The following is a 19435-nucleotide window of genomic DNA, read 5'->3' as shown; positions in this document are numbered from 1 at the left end:
CATGCAACGGTCTGCAACGACGCGCAGGTGAACTCCGCGTTACTCGCGCCCCGAAATGGGTGATTTACGCCTCATGGGTGGAGTGGGGTCATCCAGCGTAGCCACGGGGTTATCCAGCGTGGCGGTCGCGGCGTGTGTCGTATGCCGTGTTGACGTCCGCCGTCACAAAGACGTCACCCGCCGTAGCGGCGATGGCGGGCGGCATAGTCACGCAGGGCGCGCAGGAAGTCGACCTTGCGGAACGCGGGCCAGAAGACCTCGCAGAAGTAGTACTCGGAGTGCGCGGTCTGCCAGAGCATGAATCCGGACAGCCGCTGCTCGCCGCTGGTGCGGATCACCAGGTCCGGGTCCGGCTGGGCGCCGGTGTAGAGGTGACGGCCGATCATGTCGACGTCGACGGAGTCGGCGAGGCTCTCCATGGAGACGCCCTTGTCGTTGGCGTCCATGATCATCGAGCGGACGGCGTCGGCGATCTCCTGGCGGCCGCCATAGCCGATGGCGACGTTGACCAGTATTCCGTCGACGTGCGCGGTGGCCTCCTCGGCCTCCTTGAGCGCGGTCTGCATCGGGGAGGGCAGCAGGTCGGGGGTGCCGACGTGGTGGACGCGCCAGCGGCCGTCGGCGGCGAGGGTGCGGACGACGTCCTCGATGATGCCAAGGAGGGGGACCAGCTCTTCCTTGGCGCGGTCGAAGTTGTCCGTGGACAGCAGCCAGAGGGTGACGACCTCGACGTCCGTCTCCGAGCACCAGCCGAGGAACTCCTCGATCTTCTCGGCGCCGGCGCGGTGGCCGTGCACGGTGCTGGAGCCCGCGGCCTTCGCCCAGCGGCGGTTGCCGTCCATGATGACGCCGATGTGCTTGGGCACCTGAGCGTGGTCCAGGTGACCTTCCACCCGGCGTGCGTAGAGCCTGACGAGCAGGCCGCGCAGCTTGTCGCGCAGGTTCACTTGAGTCCGCCCCTCGTGATTGGGATGCGGGAGTCCACGGCATTCGGATGCGGGAGTCCGCGGGCCGAAGCCTACCCCGCTGGGAGTTGAGAAGAGTCTGGCGGGGAGGGCGCCCAAAGGGGTGGGGAGCCTGGGATGTGACGCGGCCTCGGGTGGGTCGGGGCTGGTCGCGCAGTTCCCCGCGCCCCGTGCGGGCGCCGCCCTCGGGCTGCCTGAAAAGTGGGTGAAAACCGCGGACGAAAAAACGGGCCGGTCCGTGGGGGGGAGACGGACCGGCCCGAGGGGGGGTCTCCACCATAACCCTTCGTAAGTGATGCTGCGCGCATTGGCGCGCATTAACTACTCTCCGGAGTCGTCCGACGACACCTCAAGGGGCCTCAAGCGCTGGATTCGGGGGTCTCGCGTGGCCGATTCGCAGCGGAATCCCAGGAAATGTTGCCGCATACGGGGAGATCAAGAGGGTTTGAGCCGTCTTGGGGATGCCTCGGCGGGTTGCCCATCCGTCCCCCCGACGGGCGACCCCGGCTGCGAACGACACCTTGACGGGAGTCACGGGGGCATCACGGCACCGCGCAGCCCCCTCCACTGCACGGTGCCGCCCGCGCAGCTTTGCTCACGCGAATTACCTTGGTCTGAACTTACGTGAGCCGCAGGTCCGACGCGAAGCGCCGACGGTAACGATGTGGGAACTCCGCGAAAATGGGAGGTGAACAGAGAGGGCTGATGTTCACTTATGCGCATATCCATGACCTAGATCACGGCTTGTCCCTATTGGGCCGTAGCGTCACGACATGCCCTACGCTGATCGCTTGTGATCACTTGGGACGGGGTGGCCGTCCGGCAGCCCGAAGGGCAGTTCTTGGCCATTCTTTGCCGCCTGGCATTCCAAGGCGGATGGATCATGACCGTTTCTTGGGCTTGCGGGCGTCGAAGAGGTGCCGGGTGCTGTGGGCGACGAAGCAGCCGTCCGCCTCGATCTGCTCGTGCAGGGCGCGGAGTTGGGGTTCGTACGCCTCGACCGTGAAACCGGGCACCATCCACACCACCTTCCGGAGGAAGTGGACGACGGCGGCGATGTCGTGGAACTCCACCCGCAGCCGTTCGGCCCGCAGCTCGACGATCTCCAGCCCGGCCGCCTCCGCCGCGGCGCGCTCGCGGTCGGGGTGGCGGTTGCCGCGGACGGCCTCCGGCTGCGGCCCGAGGAAGCGCTCGACGAGCTCGAAGACGCTGGCGGGCCCGACATGCTGGGCGAAGTACGTGCCGCCCGGGCTCAGCACGCGGGCGATCTCGCTCCAGTCGGCCCGGACCGGGTGCCGGCTGAGGACCAGGTCGAAGGTCCCGTCGGCGAACGGCAGCGGGGCCCCGTCGGCCGAGGCGACCACCACGACACCGCGCGCGCTCAGCAGGGCACTCGCCTTGCTGAGGTTCGGCGGCCAGCCTTCGGTAGCGGCGAGGAGGCGGGGACGGTGGTGGGGGGTTGGGGGGTGTGCCGGGGCCGGGACGCCCGCCGGGGCTGCGGTGTCGGCGGTGTCCGTGGTATCCGCCGCGTCCGCGGTGCTTGCCGTGCCTGCCGTCGCTGCCGTCGCTGCCGGGTCCGCGGTGTCCGCCGTACCTGCGGCCTCCGCAGCATCCGCCATACCTGCGGCCTCCGCGGTATCCGCCGTACCTGCCCTGTCCGCGGCGTCCGCGGCGTCCGCGGTGTTCAGGGCGAAGTCGAGTACCTCACCGCCGCCGGTCTGGATGTCGAGGGCGGCGCCGGCGCGGGCCAGCCGTCCGCCGGCCGCGCGGGCGTAGCCCCAGGAGGGGCGCGCCTCGGTGGCCCGGCCCGCGAACCAGGAGAAGTCCCAGCCCTCGGTCGGCACGGCGGCGCCCTCGGCGACGAGATCCTCGAAGGTGCGGTGCCGCTGCTCTGCCATATCCCACATGTTCGCAGCGGGTTGTCAGTCCTCGCTGCTAATTTCGCCCGCCATGACGACCGATGGAAAGTACACCGCCGGCGAGAAGGAAACCCTGCGCGCGAGCCTGGACCGGCACCGGGACGCGGTGCTGTGGAAACTGGAGGGACTCGACGACGAACAGCTGCGCCGCCCGATGACCCCGTCCGGGACGAACCTGCTCGGGCTGGTGAAGCATCTGGCGTCGGTGGAGTACGGCTGGTTCGTGGAGACCTTCGGTGAGGAGGTCGAGCCGCTGTGGTTCGACCCGTACGCGAGCGAGGACATGACGGTCGGCCCCGGGGAGACGACCCAGCAGATCATCGACTTCTACGGCCGTGCGCGCGCCGCCGCCGACCGGGTGATCGCGTCACGGCCGCTGGAGACCCTGGGCCGGCCCTCCTGGCACGACATCACCGTCTCGCTCCGCTGGGTCCTGGTCGACATGATCGAGGAGACGGCCCGGCACGCCGGGCACATGGACATCCTGCGGGAGCTGATCGACGGGGCGACGGGCGCTCACCCGCCGGTCACGGACACGGCGTGACCGGGGCGTGGGCGGCGGCCTGAACGACGTCCGGGACTCAGGGAGCCTCCGCCGTGGAGTCGCCGTGCAGGACGAGGAGCACGTACCCCTCGTCCACCTCGTGCTCCGCACCCGCCGCAACGAATCCGCTCTTCTCCAGCAGCCGTACGGAGGCGGTGTTCTCGGCGGAGGTGTCGGCGTACAGGGGTCGTACGGTCTCCTCCTGGAGGAAGAGGGCGAGGGCGCGGCTGCCGACGCCCTGTGCCCAGTACGCCCGGCCGAGCCAGTAGCCGGTGAACCGCCGCTCCTCATCCCACCAGGCGACGATGCTCCCCGCGACCTCCCCGTCCACGAGGACGGTCCGCACCAGACCGGTCGGCTCCCCGAGCACCCGCTCTCTCCAGTGCCGGAGAAAGGCCTCCCGCGGCCGGGGCGTGAACCTCGACCGCCGGACGGCTTCCGGGTCATGTTCGTAGGCGAGGAAGAACTCGAGGTCGTCGTCCCGTACGGGCCGCAGCCGAACGTCATTGGTCGTCATGCCGTGAGTGTGGCAGCGGCCACTGACAACGGCGGACGAGCTGCGGGGCTACGGGGCTACGGCACCAGCGGCCGGACCTCCTCCGCGGTGAACCGTACGAAGCCCTCGGGGTCGGGTTCGTCCCCCGTCGGCTGGAGGATCACGGTGTCGGCGCCGGCCTCCGCGAGCCGCTGCACGGCCTTGGCGACGGCATCGGCGTCCCCGGCGACGCCGAGGTCGGGCACGGACTCCAGCCCCTCGGCGACGAGTTCGGCCCGGAGCCGGTCGGCGGCGTCGGTCCCGGTGGCGGTGAGGAGATAGACGACGACATGATGCGGCTCGTCCTCGCCCCGCCCGGCGGCGGCCCGCCCCTCCGCGATGAGCTGCCGCGCCCGGCGGACGCCGTCGGGCGGGGTGGCGGCGGTGAGGATGGTCCCGTCGGCGGCCTCGCCGGTGAGCCGCAGCGTACGGGGGCCTTCGGCACCGGCGAAGACCGGCACGGGCGTTGCGGGCGGCCAGTCGAGCGCGACGTCGTCGAGCCGGACGTACCGCCCGCTGACGGTGAGCCGTTCCCCTCGCAGCAGTGCGCGCAGGGCGTCGAGATGCTCCCGAAGAAGCGTCACCGGCGACTCCGCACGGGCGCCGACCTGCCCCATCCAGTCCTGCACACCGTGCCCGACACCGAGGACGGCACGGCCCGGGAACATCCGGTGCAGCGCGGCGGCCTCCATGGCGGTGATGGCGACGTTCCGCAACGGCACGGGCAACAGCCCGACCCCGACCCGCACCCGCTCGCTCCAGGCGAGCGCGGCAGCGGCGGTCGAGATCCCACCCTCCCGAAAACAGTCCTCCCACAGCCACAGCTCTTCGAGCCCCACATCATCAGCAAGCCGAACAACAGCTTGCAGCCGCTCGGGGGGCAGCTGGGGGCGGAATACGGCACCGAGTGATGTCATGGGGAAGGTCCTACCATTTCTACGGGAGTTGGCCAATGTTGGCCAACTCCTCGCGAACCAGGCCGGCTAGGGCCTGGTGACCTCGCGAACGGTCTTCGAGGTCCGGGAACAGCACGAGCTGGTCACTTCGGCACGGTCGGGTCTTGCCGCCCGCGTGGGGCGTGCCCGCTGTCCTGGGTGGGCTCGTGGTCCCGCGCGGCCTGGGCAGGGATACGGCCTGGCCGGTAGCTCTCCGCCGCCCGATCCTCCGGTCGGGTGCGGTCACACCTGGCCGACGCCGGATCCTGTGTCCCAGGCCGCGCCGTCCGATCGCCACCGCGGCACCATGGTGCCGGGTGACGGTGGTCTTGGTCTGCTGCTGGAGCGGACTCTTCCAGTACGTCCCGCCCCACATCGAGGTATAGGCAGGGTCCACGGCGATGACGGCCAGGCCCTGGTGGTGGGCCATGGAGCGCAGCCGTTCCCTGAAGCGTGCGGTGGGGATTCCGGCCACGGTACGGCGGAAGGCCTTGCCCCGGCGCCCGCGGCCCATAGTCTCCCGGCCGGTGGCACGGGCGTCGGCGAAGCCCAGGTTCTCGATCACGATCGCTGGGCAGCCGTTGTCGCGGGCGATGGCGATGAGGCGGGTGATCGCTGCTCGCAGCCGCCCGTCCCGGGTAGCGGTGGAACCGGTCAACTCCAGCGGAATCGTGCGCGGTTCGCCGACCGGGTTGCCGTGCGGGTCGAGGACGATGGCGGCGAGGTGGTCGGCGTTGAGGTCGACAGCCAGCAGCTTCGCGCCGGACGCCCGGATCTCCTCCGGCGTCGGAACGACAGAAGTGTTGGTGGACCAGGAGGCGTCGAGGTACCAGCGGTCGCGCGCGGCGTCATGAACGATGTCGTAGCGCACGGCCCGGTTGGCGCTGACCCGGTCCAGCCACTCTGCATGGCGGTGGTGGAAGGTGACCGTGCACGCAAGCCGGTATCGGCCGCGCGGGGCGTTGGCCAGATACCGCAAGGGCTCCGGCAGCACCAGCGTGAGCGAGCCGTCCGCTGGGTCGACGGTGATGGTGTAGTTGCCGTGCGGGGCTCCGGACTCGCCGTCGGCGGTCAGGAACAGTCGGGAGGCCTCCCACCGTTTTCGCCAGTCGGCTTCGGTGAGACCTGCCTCGGCGAGGTGGTGACGGCTTCTGGCCAGCCAGCGCCGGCCGACCGCAATCGAGGGGTACCCCTGTTCGATCTGCTGCTCCACCACCGCAAGCCGGGCTTGAAGCTTGCTCAGGTGCCGCTGTTTCTGCCACCGCTCGCCCTGGTCGGCATACCCGCGCACCCGGCCGTGCTTCTGCCCGCACGCCACCGCCAGCCGCTGCCCGATCGTACGGATCCGGCGCCGCAGACCGGTCCGCTCATCCCTCAGGCACCGCATCGACAGTTGGTACTGATCCTCCGACGCCCGGGTCATCGCCCCCGCCCACCGCGACGAAGACACCGCCGTCAACCGCCTCTTCCGCCCCGCACGTCCAGCCTGTTGCACCGGAACATTCCCGGTCCGCACACGTGCGGCGAGATCAGCCCGCTGATGCCGTCCGAGATGCTCGCCCACCAGCGTCAGGACCTTCACATCCGCCGCCGTCAAATCCTTCAGCCGGTCCCGGATCCTCGCCCCGGACGGAGCGGCCACCGTGAACGGGGCAGCCAGCACGCGCAACTCACGCTTCCTCCCCCGCCTGCACGCCACCAGCCACCCCCTCAGCATCATCGAACGAACCCGCCACCACCGATCATGCGTTCCACACCCGCGCAACACCCAGAGAAACAGCCCCGTTCACCCCATCGAGCGACACACCAGCCGACCACGGCCAACAACCGAAGGAGCAGTCGATAACCCGGCCGTCCCCCGGCCGACAACCTATTTATGGAAGCACGGGCCCCGCTGGTCCCCAGCGGCCGCAGTGGTGACCGATACGGTACCAACCGCGTACACCGATTCCTGTACGTTCGTTCACGTCACGCATGTAACATCCGGGCTGCGGGAGGTACCTGGAGTGGGACGCTGGCGGAACGGACTCGGAACGCTGGTTGTGCATGGGCACGGTGACACGAAGGCGACTGTCCCTTTGGAGATCGCCACCTCCTATCGCGCCCGCACCAAAGGGCTGTTGGGACGGGACGGCCTTGAGGGTGCGATCCTGCTGTCCCCCGCCAACGGGATCCACACGTTCCGGATGCGCATCCCGATCGACGTCGCCTATCTCGACCGCCGCCTCACCGTGATCGCCGTGCGCACCATGCGCCCCGGCCGCCTCGGCCTGCCCCGTCTGCGCTCCCGGCATGTCCTGGAGGCCGAGGCCGGGGCCATGGCGACCTGGGGCGTGGCGGCGGGCGTGCGGGTGACGGTGGATGTGGAGCGGCCGGAGTAGCTCGCCGACGAGGTCGCCTCGCCGGACTCGGAGGCCCGCGACCGCGACACCGAGCACCCGACACCCCGTTCGGCATCGGCGCCGGCATCTCCCTGGACACGCTCCAAGAACCGTGACTGTCACCGCCACCGCCGTACAGGGCTTCCGCTGGCCGGGACGGACGGGTGAGAACCCTCCACCGCGTGGCTAGGTTGAGGAGCCGGGGTGCCTCCAGCCCCCGCTCGGGCGGGCGTGGTACGGCCCTGAGCCGAATCGGGTCCGACCGACCTGCCTGTCGTATCAGTTCCGAGAGGAGAGGGTTCCGGTGACAGCCGACGACCGACTCGCCGCCCTGGCGGCCAAGGACGCCATCAGGGACGTGCTGCACTCCTACAGCCGTGGGCTCGACCGTATGGACCGTGCGTTGGCCGAGTCTGTTTGGCACGGCGGCGGGACGGCCGACTACGGCCCCGCGTATCGAGGCAGTGCCACCGGCTTCCTCGACTTCGTCTGGCCCTTCCACGCCGGCTTTCGCAGCCACTCCCACCTGGTGGCCAACGAGTTCATCCGCCTCGACCTGTCCTCGGGCACGGCCACCAGCGAGACGTACGTCGCGGTGTGGCTCCAGACGGCCCCGGAGGACGGCTTCGTCACCGACCAGATCCACCGCGGCCGTTATCTCGACCGCTGGTCCCTGCGCGACGGCCGCTGGGCCATCGACCACCGCGACTACGTCGGCGACATGTTCCACGAGGCCCGGCACGCCGACCACTCCCCGGGCCCGGACATGGCACGGCGGGGCGCGCGTGACGCCTCCGACCTGTCCTACGCGCTCTTCGGGGCGCCGGGCGCGGCCCAGTCCGTCAGCTCCCCGTCCTCGGGAACGTGACCTCCACGCGGCGGTTCTTCTTCCTTCCCTCCTCCGTGGAGTTGTCGGCGATCGGGTACTGCTCGCCGTAGCCGCGGACGTCGAAGGTGATGTTCGGGTCGTTCAGGTCCTGGTCGAGGACGCCCTGTACGGCGTTGGCGCGCTGGCGGGAGAGGATGTCGCCGTGGGCCGAGGAGCCCAGGTTGTCCGTGAAGCCGAAGACGCGGACCTGGGTCGGGTTCTGCTTCCTGATCTCGTCCGCGATCGCCGAGATCCGCGCCTTCGCCGCGTCGCTCAGCTTCGCGCTGTCCTTGCTGAACAGCACCTCGGCCTGGAGGGCGAACGTCACGTCCGCGTTGGTGTCCTCCCTGCGCTCGTCACCGCTCTGGTCCTCCACGACCGACTTGATGTCCAGGACCTTGGGGTCGGCGAGGGTGGCGCCCTCGGGGAGCTTCAGGTCGGGGTCGGTGGGGTCGATCTTCACGGGGGCGCTGGCGGAGGCTTCGGTGCCCGGGGGGACGCTCGGGTCGCCTCCGTCGGCACGGGCGGTCGTCGCGCCGTAGAGATTCGTCACGAGGAGGAGCGTGGCGGCGCCCAGGGTCAGGGGCAGACGTGGTGTGGTCACTTCGCCCTCACCCGGAGATCTTGATCGTGCCGCTGGAGAAGGTGGGGAGCTGGAGACTCACCTCGGTCGTACTGGCGGGTGGCGCCGGGAACTGCATGAAGACAGCGAGTGTCGCGCCGGCCTTGAGCAAGGAGAAACCGGTCGTGGTCAGGGGACGCCCGTCCGTGTCACGCAGCACGTAGTACCGCTTCTTCCCCTGGGAGTCGACCAGTGTGGCACCCCCCAGAGACGTGCCGTTCCTGGTGATCTCGGTTTCGTTGCCGCTCAGGGCGGACGGAATGGTGACGGTCCCGGCGCCGTCGTTCTTCAGGACACCGTTCACCGTGACAAACCCCCCTGAATCACGTTGCGCGGAGGTGATTTGAAGAAGGAGACCGTCCGAGCCCTGCAACTCCGCCAAGGGCGCGGCCGACTGACCGTCCTGGGTGCTCGGGTTTGCCGCACTGCTCTTGGACGCCGACGCCTGCGGCTTGCCGTCGCCACCGCCGCCACATCCGGTCACGCTTACGGCCAGACCTGCCGCAAGGGTCAGTGCGATCATCCCCGTGCGGGCCTTCGCGGTGAACCGAACAGTCATCGCTCCCCTTCCTTCTTCCATCGTCGTTCGCATGTCAGTCGGCCAGATGGACGTCGAAGAGGTCCTCGGGGCCCGGGAGGTCAGTAAGGTCGGTGGGGTCCAGGTCCCAGTTGCGGTCCCTGCAGGTGAGTTCGGGCAGCACACCGCCCCCACCGGAAAGCGTGAACGTGCAGAGCGGCTCGATCACCGCTGTGGCGTGCGCCGTCGACCGGATGTTCTCCGTTCCGGGTACGACGGAGTCACCCACCGGCTTGTTCGTCTTCGCATCGACTACGTAGCGGAGCGGAGCGGGTTCACTGCACTGCGCACTGGCGTCGTTCTGTGCGGCGAGTTGGTCGGCGCGCCAGCACGAGTTGGTGCCCGTCACTCCGTCGAATATGTCCTGCCACTTGGTCGGGTCGAGTACGTCCTGCACCCACTGGTCCGCAAGCTGGTCACGGGTCTTCATGGCCGCGGCGAGAGCAGCCGCGTCAGCGGCCGTCTGGGCTCCGTTGCGATTCACCGCGGCCTGCCCCACGGCCAGGTAAGCGAGCGCGAGAAAGAGCAGGGCGGCCACTACCGTGATGTAGATCGGGAAGGCCTGCCCTGCGTCCCGGAAACTGCGTGCCGGCGTCAGCCGGTGATTTCGCCGATTTTCGAGGTGATCGCGTCCAAGATCGAGTGACCGATGTTCGTGCCCGAGATGGCCAGCACGATCGCCACCACCACCGCAATGATCCCCAGGTACTCGACCGCGGTCTGCCCCCGGTCGTCGGTGCGCCGTTGTAGTGCGACAAGCATCCTCAGCATCCGGTCGCTCATGGTGCTCCCCTCCGGGTTCGGTTCCGATCCTCGCAACGTATGGCGGAACATACCCATCGGCGGAGGGTCCCAGGACCCAAATCCGGACCCAGTTCATCCTGCTCATCTCAGGCCACCCCCAGCCACTTGGCCGTCGCCTGGGAGCGCGTGGTGGTGTGGAGCTTGGCGAAGATGCGGTTGATGTGGTTCTTGACCGTCTTCTCGCTGATGAAGCAGACGGCGGCGATCTGCTGGTTGTTCATGCCGGACGCGATGAGGTCCATGATCTCCGCCTCTCTGCCGCTCAGTTGAAACCGGGACTGTGTCGACTGTCCCACATCCGGTTGCATTTGCGAAAGGTTTTGTGGAGAGTTTTGTGGGGGCAGGAAACGGAGTTTGGGTTTTGCGTGTGCAGTTGCATCAGCCCTAATATGGGCCAGCAACGCGTTCGTCGCCGTCGGTGTGAAGTGCGGGCGGCCGCCGCCCACGTCCCGTACCGCCTGGGCTAGTTGTGGGGTCGTGAACTCGCCGTGGACCAGGTAGCCCCCGGCGCCCAGGCGTACGGCCTCCTGGACGATCTCCCTCTCGTCGCTGTACGTCAGCATCATCACCGGGGCCAGACGGACCAGGTACGGCAGCGCCGCCATGCCGTCGACGCCCGGCATGCGGACGTCCAGGAGGATGACGTCGGGGCGGTGGCGCAGGGCCGCCTCGTACGCCGCGCGGCCGTCCTCGGCCTCCGCCACCACCGTGAGGTCGTCCGAGGCGGAGAGGACTGCGGTCAGGCCCGCGCGGATGACCGGGTTGTCGTCGGCCACCAGGACGCGCAGGGGTGGGGAGGGGCGGTCCGCGTGTTCCTCGAACCGTCCCTCGAAGGGGTGTGGTGGCATCGGGGGGCCTCCCCTCGTCTCCGTCTCCGTCATGTCAGTGGCACCTCCACTCGGACCTCCGTGCCCTTGTCGGTGGTGAGTCGGATGCCGGCGCCCACCGACGCCGCTCGTTCCGTCATGCCGAGGAGGCCGAAGTGGTCGGTGCGGCCCAGGTGTTCGAGCGTCGTGTCCGGGGGGAGGCCCCGGCCGTCGTCGTGGATCGTGACGATCAGGTGGGTGGGGGTGGTCCGCGCCCGTACGTCGACTCTCGTCGCCTGCGCGTGCCGGTGCGCGTTCTCCAGCGCCTCCCCCGCGATGCTCAGCAGCTGGCGGGTCGTGGCGGGGGGCAGGGGGACGGGGGTGGTGGGGCCCTCGTACGTCGCCGGTACGGCCGTACGCGCCGCGAAGTCCCTTGTCAGGGCGTTCAGTTCGGACAGCAGGTCCAGTGCCTGTTCGTCCCGCTCGCTCCGCAGGTCCGTCAGGAGGTGCCGGGACTCCGCCGCCGCCCTGCGGGCCGCGCTCGCCACCAGTTCCGCCTGCTGTCTGATCAGCGCCGGGTCCAGGCGGTCCGGGGACGCGGCCGCCGACTCCGCCAGGCCGTCGGCGACGAGCGCGACGCCGTACAGGGTCTTGGTGAGCGAGTCGTGCATCTCGCGGGCAAGCCGGGCGCGTTCCGCGCTCACCGCCTCCGTCGCGGCCAGCCGGGAACGGGTCGCGGTCAGGGCCTCCGTCGCGGTGCCGAAGCGGAGCATGAGCGTGCGCAGGGTCGAGCCCATGGCACCCGTGATCACGCACAGGCCGGGCAGGAGGAGGGACTCGGCCACCCGCGTCGGGTGCTTCAGCGTCGTCTCCACCAGGAGCAGGATCACGGACTGGAGGGACGCGAAGACGGCCGCCCCGCGCCAGCTGTAGAGGAGGCCGGCGAGCAGGGGGGTGCAGACGCTGACGTACGCGAGGGTGGTGTCGGGGCCCGCCGAGATCAGGAGGAAGGAGCCGAAGAGGGTGTCCGCGGCCAGGAGGGTGGGGTGGCGCAGGAGGAGGGGGGCGAAGCGCTGCCAGTCCCGGAAGAGGACGTAGGAGACCATGAAGGTGACGACCACGGCGGAGCCGACCAGGCGGGCGCCCAGGCCGGGGCTGGCGTTGAGGAGCGCGGCCGGGGCGGCCACCGCGATCATCGCCAGGCGGAAGCCGAAGACCTGGCGGCACATGGCCCGGAGGGCGCGGATCTCCACCTTCTCGCCCGCCTCACGCGTCGCCGTCGGCGTCGGAGTCGTCGGCGTCGTCGTCATCACCGTCACCGTCACCGTCACCCGTCCCCGCCCGTCTACTTCCCCGTGACCGAGCCGAAGTCGATCCCCGAGCCCAGCAGCAGGCCCGCGGCCAGCAGCAGCATCGTCGCGGGGACCATGAACGTGGTGATCATCAGCGTGGCCCTCGGTACCGCCCGGGCCGCCTTGCGGCGCGCGTTCTGGGCGTCCGTACGGCGCATGTCCTTGGCCAGCGCCACCAGGGTGTCGACGATCGGCGCGCCCAGTTCCTCGCCCTGCTGCAACGCCGTCACGAACATCGCGACCTGTTCGGAGTCGTTGCGGCGGCGGAGTTCCGCGAAGGCCTGGCGACGGCTCATGCCCAGGTCCATCTGGCGCAGGGTGATGCGGAGTTCGTCCGCCCAGGGGCCCTCGTAGTGGGTGGCGACCCGGTCCAGCGCCTGGCGGAAGCCGAGGCCCGCGCCCACCACCACCGCCAGCACGTCGAGGAAGTCCGGCAGGGTGCGTTCGATGACGTCCTTGCGGATGCGGATCGCCGACCAGATGCCGACCTCCGTCCAGAACGCGCCGAAGAGCAGCAGGATCAGGGCCATCAGGTACTGGCCGCGCAGGAGGAAGACCAGGCAGCCCACCGCACCCAGGGCGCCGTAGACCGCCCTGCGGGCCGCGTAGCGGTCGATGGTCAGGCCGCCGGGGTTGCCCGCCAGGTCGATCCTGCGGCGGTACTTGGCCACCAGGCGCGGGCCCATCAGGCGGAGTACCGCGGGGGCGTAGCGCATGCCCATGCGGTCGATGAGGGAGTTCGCGGCGCCGGTGCGGGTGGCGCCGACCTCCAGGGCGATCGCCAGGTCGGACGGGAGCTTCGCGTCCGCGCGGTACATGCGGACGCCCGCGAAGACGCCCCAGACGCCGAGGGCCATGAGAAGGGCCAGGAGCAGTGCCATGACCAAGACCCCTATACGTCGATTCGGCTCAGGCGGCGGATGAGGACGAAGCCGACGACGTACAGGCCGAAGGCGATGAGCACCGCCGCCTGGCCGAGCGTGGAGCCCGTCATGCGGTCCAGGGTGCCGTCCTTGACCCCGTTCATCAGGAACAGGGCGCCGATGCCCAGCGCCGGGACGGCGTACGACGTCATCGTCACCTGGGAGAGCTGGGTGCGGATCTCGCGGCGGGTCTCCTTGCGCTCCTCCAGGGTCTCGGTGAGGTTGCGCAGGGCCGAGACCACCTGGCCGCCCGCCCTGTTGGAGAGGACCAGCGTGGTGACCAGGACGACCAGTTCGCGGGACGGGAGGCGCTCGGCCAGTTCGCCCAGGGCGTCGTCGATGGAGTGGCCGATCGCCAACTGGTCGGCGACCTTGGCGAGTTCCTCGCCGGCCGGGGCCTCCAGCTCCTCCGCCGCCATGCCGATCGCGGTGCGCAGGGCGAGTCCGGCGTGGGTGGCGTTGGCCAGGATGCGGGCCAGTTCGGGGAGTTGGCCGATGAACCGCTCGATGCGTTTCTGGCGCTGCCAGTTGAGGAACTGTACGGCGGCGAAGACGCCGAGAAGGCCGGCGATCGGGCCGAAGAAGGGGGCCAGGGCGGCCTGTCCGATGAGCCAGAGGGCGACGACGGTGGCCAGCATGTAGACGAAGAACTCGCCCGCGGTGACGTCCAGGCCGGTCGCCGCCAGGCGGAGTTCGAGGCGGCGGCCGAGAGACGTGCGGCGCAGCCGGCGGTCCAGGTTGCGGAACCGGCGCCTGCGGCCGGAGAGCGGGACCTCGCCCGTGTAGGAGAGGCGGTCCACCAGGGCCGCGCGCTGGGCCCGGCCGGAGGCGTAGCTGTGCAGGCCCACCACGGCCAGGAGGCAGGTCAGCAGGGTGACGCCGGTGGTGAGGCCGACGAGGTCGTGGAGGGACATGGCCTACCTCGCTTCTCGGGTGGTGAGCTGGTGCAGGTGCTCGGCGACACCGAACGCCTGCGGGATCGGCTGGCCCGCCATGTAGAGGCGGTCGGCGGTGCGGCGCGGCAGCGGGAAGTACTGGAAGGCGCCGTGGACATGGCCGTCGTGGGTCATGGGCCGGGCGTCGAAACGGGCCACGGTCGCCAGCCGGTACGGCTCGCTGCCGTGGCTGTCGAGCATCGCGATCTCGGTGATCCGGCGGGCGCCGTCGGCGAACCGGGTGAGCTGGACGATCACCTCGACCGCGCTGTTGATCTGGTCGTGCAGGGCGACGAAGGGGACCTCGACGTCGGACATGGAGGCCAGGGTCTGGAGCCGGGTCAGGGCGTCCTCGGCGCTGTTGGCGTGGACGGTGGCGAGGGAGCCGTCGTGGCCCGTGGACATGGCCTGGAGCATGTCGAGGGACTCGCCGCCGCGGACCTCACCGACCACGATCCGGTCGGGACGCATACGGAGGGAGTTGCGGACCAGGTCGCGGATGGTGACCTGGCCCTTGCCCTCGACGTTCGACGGGCGGGACTCCAGCCGGACCACGTGCGACTGCTGGAGCTGGAGTTCGGCGGAGTCCTCGATGGTGATGATGCGCTCGTGCGCCGGGATCAGGCCGGAGAGGGCGTTCAGCAGGGTCGTCTTCCCGGTGCCGGTGGCGCCGGAGACGATGATGTTGAACTTCGCCTGCACCAGGCCCGCCAGCAGGAACACCATGTGCTCGTCGAGCGAGCCGAAGCCGATCAGCTCCTGGAGGGTGAAGGAGCGCGGGAAGCGGCGGATGGTGAGGATCGGGCCGGTGAGCGAGAGCGGCGGGATGATGACGTTGACGCGCTCGCCGGAGGGGAGGCGGGCGTCGACCATCGGGTTCGACTCGTCCACGCGGCGGTTGACCGTGGAGACGATCCGCTCGATGGTCTGCATCAGCTGGTCCGCCGACACGAACCGCAGCGGCAACTGCTCGACGCGGCCGCCGCGTTCGACGAAGATCGCGTCGGGGCCGTTCACCATGATCTCGGTGATCGACGCGTCTTCGAGGAGCGGCTCCAGGATGCCGAGGCCGAGCGCCTCGTCGACCACCCGGCGGATCAGCTGGGAGCGTTCGACGGTCGACAGGACCGGGCCCTCGCGGCTGATGATGTGGCCGAGGACGCGTTCGAGACGGGCCCGGCGCTCGGCGGCGGCCAGCGCGCTCATCTCCGCGAGGTCGATCTCCTCCAGGAGCTTGGCCCGGTACGAGGAGACCAGGTGGCCGTCCTCGCCCCGGCTGCCGTTCTCCTCGGGGGAGTTGATGCGTGCCCGCAGGCTCATGGTTGCCGTGCTCCTCGTTCAGTGGTCGACCGGCATCGTGGCGGACTTGGTGGCGTTGCCGAGGTCCCAGACGATCTTGGGGATGTGGACCGTGGCGGTCACGGTGACCGAGTCGCCGCCGCCGGAGGACGCGCAGCTCACGTCGATCCCGCTGCTGACCGCGGAGGAGCAGGCGGCGCCGACGTCCTGCTGCAGCGAGGCGGCCCGTGCCCCCGCCCGCGCCGCCGTCCCGGCCTGCTCGGCGGCGTAGGCGACGGCGCCGAGCTGGATGCCGGCCAGGGCGACGAGGAGGAGGATCGGGACGAAGCCGAGGTACTCGATGGCGACCTGTCCGCGGTCGCGGGTCTGCCGACGGGGGTGCATCTCAGCGCTTCACCTCCTCCACGGTGCCGGCGTGGCCGTGGACCGTGACGGGGAAGGCGATCGTGCCGGGGAAGAGGACCGGGACGCGGAGGGAGACGTCCGCGGTGACCGTGCCGGTGCCGCCGCAGTCGTCCACCGTGGCGCCCGCCCGCCAGGCGCTGGAGAGGTCCTCCAGCGCCGCGCGCTGACAGGCGGCGTAGCGCTCCGCGCGGGGGACGGCCGTGCCCGCGCGGACGCCCTCGTCGGCGGCGTTGCCCGCGAGGGTGAAGGCGTATCCCGTGAGGACGGCCTGCCAGCAGAGGACGAGGGTGAGGATGATGATCGGGGTCATGCCGAGGAGTTCGATGGAGACCTGGCCGCGGTCACGTGCGGGCCGGTGGGGGCTGGTCGCGCCCGCGCGGCGGTAGCCGCATATCAAATGCAGCCCCGCGCCCCTGAAAGACAAGGGGCGCTGCAACGGGCGCCCCTTCAGGGGCGCGGGGAACTGCGCGAGCACCCCCCACACAGCCGCACCTGACCGACGCCACCTCACGGAAGTTCCTTCCGCCGTCTGAACCCCACAGCCGCCCGCTCCCCGCCCCGTGCCCTCGCGGCCCGGCGCGTCGGCGCCGCCTCCCCCGTCCGCACCAGCCCCAGTTCCCCGGCCAGTGCCCACAGCGCCTGCTTCACCGTGCTCCTGCTGTCCAGCTCGTGGATGCGCCCCGCGTCCACCGAGGCCTGAAGCTCCTTGAAATTGGCGGGAATCGCCGTCCCCGCCAGTGCCGTGCCGGTGATGCGCTGGATCAGCGCCGGCTGGATCTCCGTACCGCGCGTGTGCCGGTTGACGACGACCGTCGTCTCCTCGGCCTTGCGGATCTGCAGCCGGTCCCACATCCGGACCGTGCGCTTGGCCGCGCGTACGGCGACCACGTCCGGCGTGGTGACCAGCAGCGCCATGTCGGCGGTCTCCACGGCCGCCGCGCCCGCCCCGCCGAGCTGGGCGCCGCAGTCGACGATCACCATCTCGTAGCGGGAGCGCAGGGCGCTGAGGATCTGGCGGGCGGCGCGGTCGGTGACCTCCTCGCCGCGTTCGCCCTCGGCCGGAGCCAGCAGCAGCGCCAGCCCGGAGTCGTGGCGGAAGACGGCCTCGGCCATGACGCGCGGGGAGATGTCGTTGACGGCGGCGAGGTCGGCGACCGAGCGGCGGAACTGCACGTCCAGGTAGGAGGCGACGTCGCCGGTCTGGAGGTCGAGGTCGACGAGGGCGGTGGAGTGGCCGGAGGCCTGCGCGGCGAGGGCGACGTGGATCGCGACGAGGGACGCGCCGACCCCGCCCTTGGCCCCGCTCACCGTCACGACCGTGCCGCCCACCCCGGCGAACACGTCGGCGCCGTGGCCGAGATGACGTCGTACTCCCGTGGACCACTGGGCGACCGCCTGGACGCGGCCCGCCAGCTCCTCGTAGCTCAGCGGGAGCCCGACCAGGCCGCGGGCGCCGGAGTCCATCGCGGCGGCGAACAGGCCGGGGCTGGTGTCGGTGGTGACGAGGACGACGCCCACGGCGGGGAAGCGCAGGGCGACCTCGCGGATCAGTTCCAGCGCCGGGACCGGGCCGATGCGTTCGTGGACGACGACGACCTCGGGGAGTTCGTCGACGGACTCCGCGGCACACCGGGCGAGGGTGTCGACGAGTTGCGTGGAGTCGACGACGGGCGGCAGCGGTTCGGCGTCCGGGAGCTGGCTGAGCAGGGAGACGAGGGAGCGGAGGGCGTCCGCGTCACCGACGGCGGGGAGGATCCTGATGGGCATGCGAGGCGCCTCTCACTTGTCCGTCGCGAGTTCGTAGGTACGGTCCTTGTCCGGCACGCTGGTCGTGGTGCCGGGCGCGACCAGGGCGAGCCGGACCCGCTGGGCGAAGGACTCCGCGTAGGTGAGGCGCTGGGCGTCGAGCGTGGACAGCGCGAAGGTGATGGGGACGGCGTCGCTGGGCTGCTGGCTCCTGTTGTCCGGCGCCACGTAGCTGAGCTGGGCGCCGACGTCCAGGACCCGGGCGTCGGTAACGATGATCTTCGACTGGTCGGGGGCGCTCTGCTGCTTGCCCTCGAAGGTGGCGTAGACGTTGACCAGCGAACCGGGGGTGATCTTGCCGGCCACCCCGGTGGCCGCGTCGATCATGATGGCGACCTCCTGCTCGCCCGCCTTGAGCGCGGGCTGGTCGACGACCATGTCGGTCTGGAGCAGCGAGCCCTTCTTCAGCGTGGTGACCGCGATCTTGCCCTCGACCTGGCTGAGGCTGGTGACCGCGTTGGCGGACAGCCAGCGCTTGGGCATCGAGATCTTCTTGAACTGGCTCGCGCTCAGCGTCGTGTAGGGCGTCACGTCCGAGCGGAGTTCGTACGCGGTGACCTCGGGGCCGACCTTCGACTTCACGTCGTCGATGACGGAGAGCACGCCGGCGAACGCGCCGAGCGCGCAGATCGCCGACAGGATCAGGAGTATCACGCCGCGGCGCTGACGGGAGTTCATGGGACCGTGCGACCTCATCGGGGGAAGTGGGGCAAGTGGGGAAACCGAGCGGTGGGCGGTACGGGGGCGTCGGTGGCGGCCGCCGCCCCGGGCGTCAGGCGGGCGTGCGCTGTTCCAGCGCGCGGGGCGCCGGGGGGTCGTAGACGGGCGGGGTGGCGGAGCAGAAGACACAGCGGTCGCCGATGACGTCGATGCCGCACCAGTGACAGCTGGTCTGCCGTACCGAGGTGACCAGTTGGTAGAGGACCGACAGGTCGGCGAGGTAGCTGGTGAACTCGATCATCCGGCCGGTGCCCCACCAGACGGACGACTCGGCCGGCAGCGGGGTCTCGCGCAGTCCGTACGCGCCCCAGGCCTTGGCGAGGGAGCCGATCCACTCGGACTGCAGCTGACCCCTGGCGACCAGCATCCAGGTGCTGAACTCGGGTCCGGTCAGGGTCGCTTCCGGGGTGGCCTTGACCAGCTGCGGCTGGGGGTGGGCGACGACCCCGAAATGGGTGCCGGGCATCCAGGACTTGGCGTGCGCCTTGAGGGTGACCGGGACGCGGTCCAGTCTGGCGACCGAGCCGAGGACGGCGCCGGAGTGGATGTAGTGGGTGAGCAGCCGGCCGGCCGACGCGAGCACGCCGGGGCTGAGGTCGCAGGAGGCCAGCTGGCGCAGCTGCCGGGCCAGGACGGCGATGCCCAGGGGCGGCAGGTCGGGGCGGAAGAGGGCGATCCGGTCGCTCTCCAGCAGCGAACGGAGCGTGTACAGGCGCCGGATCACGGGCTCCGGTACGGCGCCCGAGCACACGACGATCACATGTCCGTGCTGCTCGATGAGGGCCACGAGCTCGGCGAGGGTCTGGTCGAGGGGCCGCTGGTCCAGGTCCCGGAGCACGACCGCGGGCATGGTCCGCTCGTCCTGCGCCGGCAGCGCCATGTCGGCGCTGGTCACGGCAATGGCAGTTGGCACGCGCAGCTCCCCGCTCTCCACACCCCGGCGGCCCACCGGTGTTACTCCAATGAGCCGGGACGACTTCATTGCGTGACTACCTCAGCACTGTAACCACGCCTCTGTGACCGGAGAACAGCGTTTGTG

Annotated in this window: 22 protein-coding genes; 3 read left to right on the top strand and 19 right to left on the bottom strand. The window is 70.3% G+C overall.

The window, feature by feature from the left end; genetic code table 11:
• Positions 1-173 precede the first annotated feature (173 nt).
• Both AB0D85_RS03215 and AB0D85_RS03210 read right to left on the bottom strand, forming a co-directional pair.
• Complete coding sequence (locus AB0D85_RS03215) at positions 174-947, bottom strand: isoprenyl transferase (protein ID WP_362312827.1); 774 nt, start codon at positions 945-947, stop codon at positions 174-176.
• 899 nt (positions 948-1846) lie between these two features.
• Entirely contained in the window at positions 1847-2863 is a 1017-nt protein-coding gene (locus tag AB0D85_RS03210; RefSeq protein ID WP_362312825.1) for a methyltransferase domain-containing protein, read from the bottom strand.
• A 52-nt stretch (positions 2864-2915) separates the two neighbouring features.
• Between AB0D85_RS03210 and AB0D85_RS03205 the strand changes: the two genes are divergently transcribed.
• On the top strand, positions 2916-3428 hold the full coding sequence (locus AB0D85_RS03205) for a DinB family protein (RefSeq protein WP_362312823.1): 513 nt from the start codon (positions 2916-2918) through the stop codon (positions 3426-3428).
• A 37-nt stretch (positions 3429-3465) separates the two neighbouring features.
• Here AB0D85_RS03205 and AB0D85_RS03200 read toward each other — a convergent pair whose 3' ends face one another.
• From AB0D85_RS03200 to AB0D85_RS03190, 3 genes are read right to left on the bottom strand one after another with little or no spacing between them, the layout of a single operon-like run.
• Positions 3466-3945, bottom strand: coding sequence for a GNAT family N-acetyltransferase (locus tag AB0D85_RS03200; RefSeq protein WP_362312821.1), 480 nt, complete (start codon positions 3943-3945; stop codon positions 3466-3468).
• A 56-nt stretch (positions 3946-4001) separates the two neighbouring features.
• Complete coding sequence (locus AB0D85_RS03195) at positions 4002-4880, bottom strand: LLM class flavin-dependent oxidoreductase (RefSeq protein WP_362312819.1); 879 nt, start codon at positions 4878-4880, stop codon at positions 4002-4004.
• Positions 4881-4899: 19 nt separating this feature from the next.
• Complete coding sequence (locus tag AB0D85_RS03190) at positions 4900-6285, bottom strand: hypothetical protein (RefSeq protein ID WP_362312817.1); 1386 nt, start codon at positions 6283-6285, stop codon at positions 4900-4902.
• Positions 6286-6904: 619 nt separating this feature from the next.
• On the opposite strand from AB0D85_RS03190, the gene AB0D85_RS03185 reads away from it, so the two are divergent.
• Positions 6905-7279 (top strand): DUF192 domain-containing protein, encoded by a 375-nt coding sequence (locus tag AB0D85_RS03185; protein ID WP_362312816.1) that lies wholly within the window; start codon positions 6905-6907, stop codon positions 7277-7279.
• Between the two features lie 304 nt (positions 7280-7583).
• On the top strand, positions 7584-8147 hold the full coding sequence (locus AB0D85_RS03180) for a nuclear transport factor 2 family protein (protein WP_362312814.1): 564 nt from the start codon (positions 7584-7586) through the stop codon (positions 8145-8147).
• Here AB0D85_RS03180 and AB0D85_RS03175 read toward each other — a convergent pair.
• From AB0D85_RS03175 to AB0D85_RS03110, 14 genes are all read right to left on the bottom strand, one after another.
• Positions 8122-8751, bottom strand: coding sequence for an OmpA family protein (locus AB0D85_RS03175; protein ID WP_362312812.1), 630 nt, complete (start codon positions 8749-8751; stop codon positions 8122-8124). The two genes, AB0D85_RS03180 and AB0D85_RS03175, sit on opposite strands and share 26 nt — an antisense overlap.
• A 7-nt stretch (positions 8752-8758) precedes the next feature.
• A complete protein-coding gene (locus AB0D85_RS03170) occupies positions 8759-9328 on the bottom strand; it encodes a hypothetical protein (protein ID WP_362312810.1) in 570 nt (189 codons plus the stop codon).
• A gap of 34 nt (positions 9329-9362) precedes the next feature.
• Positions 9363-9944, bottom strand: coding sequence for a pilus assembly protein TadG-related protein (locus AB0D85_RS03165; RefSeq protein WP_362313485.1), 582 nt, complete (start codon positions 9942-9944; stop codon positions 9363-9365).
• A complete protein-coding gene (locus AB0D85_RS03160) occupies positions 9941-10129 on the bottom strand; it encodes a hypothetical protein (protein WP_362312808.1) in 189 nt (62 codons plus the stop codon). Before AB0D85_RS03160 ends, AB0D85_RS03165 begins: the two co-directional genes overlap by 4 nt.
• A 107-nt stretch (positions 10130-10236) precedes the next feature.
• A complete protein-coding gene (locus AB0D85_RS03155; protein WP_362312806.1) occupies positions 10237-10998 on the bottom strand; it encodes a response regulator transcription factor in 762 nt (253 codons plus the stop codon).
• A 29-nt stretch (positions 10999-11027) separates the two neighbouring features.
• Complete coding sequence (locus AB0D85_RS03150) at positions 11028-12266, bottom strand: histidine kinase (RefSeq protein WP_362312804.1); 1239 nt, start codon at positions 12264-12266, stop codon at positions 11028-11030.
• Between the two features lie 35 nt (positions 12267-12301).
• Entirely contained in the window at positions 12302-13189 is an 888-nt protein-coding gene (locus AB0D85_RS03145; RefSeq protein ID WP_362312802.1) for a DUF5936 domain-containing protein, read from the bottom strand.
• A gap of 11 nt (positions 13190-13200) precedes the next feature.
• Positions 13201-14145, bottom strand: coding sequence for a type II secretion system F family protein (locus AB0D85_RS03140; protein ID WP_362312801.1), 945 nt, complete (start codon positions 14143-14145; stop codon positions 13201-13203).
• A gap of 3 nt (positions 14146-14148) precedes the next feature.
• Positions 14149-15486, bottom strand: coding sequence for a CpaF family protein (locus AB0D85_RS03135; protein ID WP_362312799.1), 1338 nt, complete (start codon positions 15484-15486; stop codon positions 14149-14151).
• An 18-nt stretch (positions 15487-15504) separates the two neighbouring features.
• A complete protein-coding gene (locus tag AB0D85_RS03130; protein WP_362312797.1) occupies positions 15505-15849 on the bottom strand; it encodes a TadE/TadG family type IV pilus assembly protein in 345 nt (114 codons plus the stop codon).
• Between the two features lies 1 nt (position 15850).
• Entirely contained in the window at positions 15851-16180 is a 330-nt protein-coding gene (locus AB0D85_RS03125; RefSeq protein WP_362313482.1) for a pilus assembly protein, read from the bottom strand.
• Positions 16181-16377: 197 nt separating this feature from the next.
• The gene (locus AB0D85_RS03120; RefSeq protein ID WP_362312795.1) at positions 16378-17637 is read right to left on the bottom strand and encodes a P-loop NTPase; all 1260 of its coding nucleotides are present in this window, start codon (positions 17635-17637) and stop codon (positions 16378-16380) included.
• A 12-nt stretch (positions 17638-17649) separates the two neighbouring features.
• On the bottom strand, positions 17650-18354 hold the full coding sequence (gene cpaB / locus AB0D85_RS03115; protein WP_362312793.1) for a Flp pilus assembly protein CpaB: 705 nt from the start codon (positions 18352-18354) through the stop codon (positions 17650-17652).
• Between the two features lie 94 nt (positions 18355-18448).
• Complete coding sequence (locus tag AB0D85_RS03110; RefSeq protein WP_362312791.1) at positions 18449-19378, bottom strand: hypothetical protein; 930 nt, start codon at positions 19376-19378, stop codon at positions 18449-18451.
• Positions 19379-19435: the final 57 nt, after the last annotated feature.

The organism is Streptomyces sp. NPDC048277 (genome assembly GCF_040652235.1).
GTDB lineage: Bacteria > Actinomycetota > Actinomycetes > Streptomycetales > Streptomycetaceae > Streptomyces.
The sequence above is the reverse complement of the archived record's forward strand: the minus strand, read 5'-3'. Positions and strand labels throughout refer to the sequence as shown.

What these genes read in the sequence shown, in the direction of transcription:
- AB0D85_RS03210 (WP_362312825.1), bottom strand. Translation starts at nt 2,863, where the DNA reads ATGGCAGAGCAGCGGCACCGCACCTTCGAGGATCTCGTCGCCGAGGGC.
- AB0D85_RS03205 (WP_362312823.1), top strand. Translation starts at nt 2,916, where the DNA reads ATGACGACCGATGGAAAGTACACCGCCGGCGAGAAGGAAACCCTGCGC.
- AB0D85_RS03200 (WP_362312821.1), bottom strand. Translation starts at nt 3,945, where the DNA reads ATGACGACCAATGACGTTCGGCTGCGGCCCGTACGGGACGACGACCTC.
- AB0D85_RS03195 (WP_362312819.1), bottom strand. Translation starts at nt 4,880, where the DNA reads ATGACATCACTCGGTGCCGTATTCCGCCCCCAGCTGCCCCCCGAGCGG.
- AB0D85_RS03190 (WP_362312817.1), bottom strand. Translation starts at nt 6,285, where the DNA reads ATGCGGTGCCTGAGGGATGAGCGGACCGGTCTGCGGCGCCGGATCCGT.
- AB0D85_RS03170 (WP_362312810.1), bottom strand. Translation starts at nt 9,328, where the DNA reads ATGACTGTTCGGTTCACCGCGAAGGCCCGCACGGGGATGATCGCACTG.
- AB0D85_RS03160 (WP_362312808.1), bottom strand. Translation starts at nt 10,129, where the DNA reads ATGAGCGACCGGATGCTGAGGATGCTTGTCGCACTACAACGGCGCACC.
- AB0D85_RS03155 (WP_362312806.1), bottom strand. Translation starts at nt 10,998, where the DNA reads ATGCCACCACACCCCTTCGAGGGACGGTTCGAGGAACACGCGGACCGC.
- AB0D85_RS03150 (WP_362312804.1), bottom strand. Translation starts at nt 12,266, where the DNA reads ATGACGACGACGCCGACGACTCCGACGCCGACGGCGACGCGTGAGGCG.
- AB0D85_RS03145 (WP_362312802.1), bottom strand. Translation starts at nt 13,189, where the DNA reads ATGGCACTGCTCCTGGCCCTTCTCATGGCCCTCGGCGTCTGGGGCGTC.
- AB0D85_RS03140 (WP_362312801.1), bottom strand. Translation starts at nt 14,145, where the DNA reads ATGTCCCTCCACGACCTCGTCGGCCTCACCACCGGCGTCACCCTGCTG.
- AB0D85_RS03135 (WP_362312799.1), bottom strand. Translation starts at nt 15,486, where the DNA reads ATGAGCCTGCGGGCACGCATCAACTCCCCCGAGGAGAACGGCAGCCGG.
- AB0D85_RS03130 (WP_362312797.1), bottom strand. Translation starts at nt 15,849, where the DNA reads ATGCACCCCCGTCGGCAGACCCGCGACCGCGGACAGGTCGCCATCGAG.
- AB0D85_RS03125 (WP_362313482.1), bottom strand. Translation starts at nt 16,180, where the DNA reads ATGACCCCGATCATCATCCTCACCCTCGTCCTCTGCTGGCAGGCCGTC.
- AB0D85_RS03120 (WP_362312795.1), bottom strand. Translation starts at nt 17,637, where the DNA reads ATGCCCATCAGGATCCTCCCCGCCGTCGGTGACGCGGACGCCCTCCGC.
- cpaB (WP_362312793.1), bottom strand. Translation starts at nt 18,354, where the DNA reads ATGAACTCCCGTCAGCGCCGCGGCGTGATACTCCTGATCCTGTCGGCG.
- AB0D85_RS03110 (WP_362312791.1), bottom strand. Translation starts at nt 19,378, where the DNA reads ATGAAGTCGTCCCGGCTCATTGGAGTAACACCGGTGGGCCGCCGGGGT.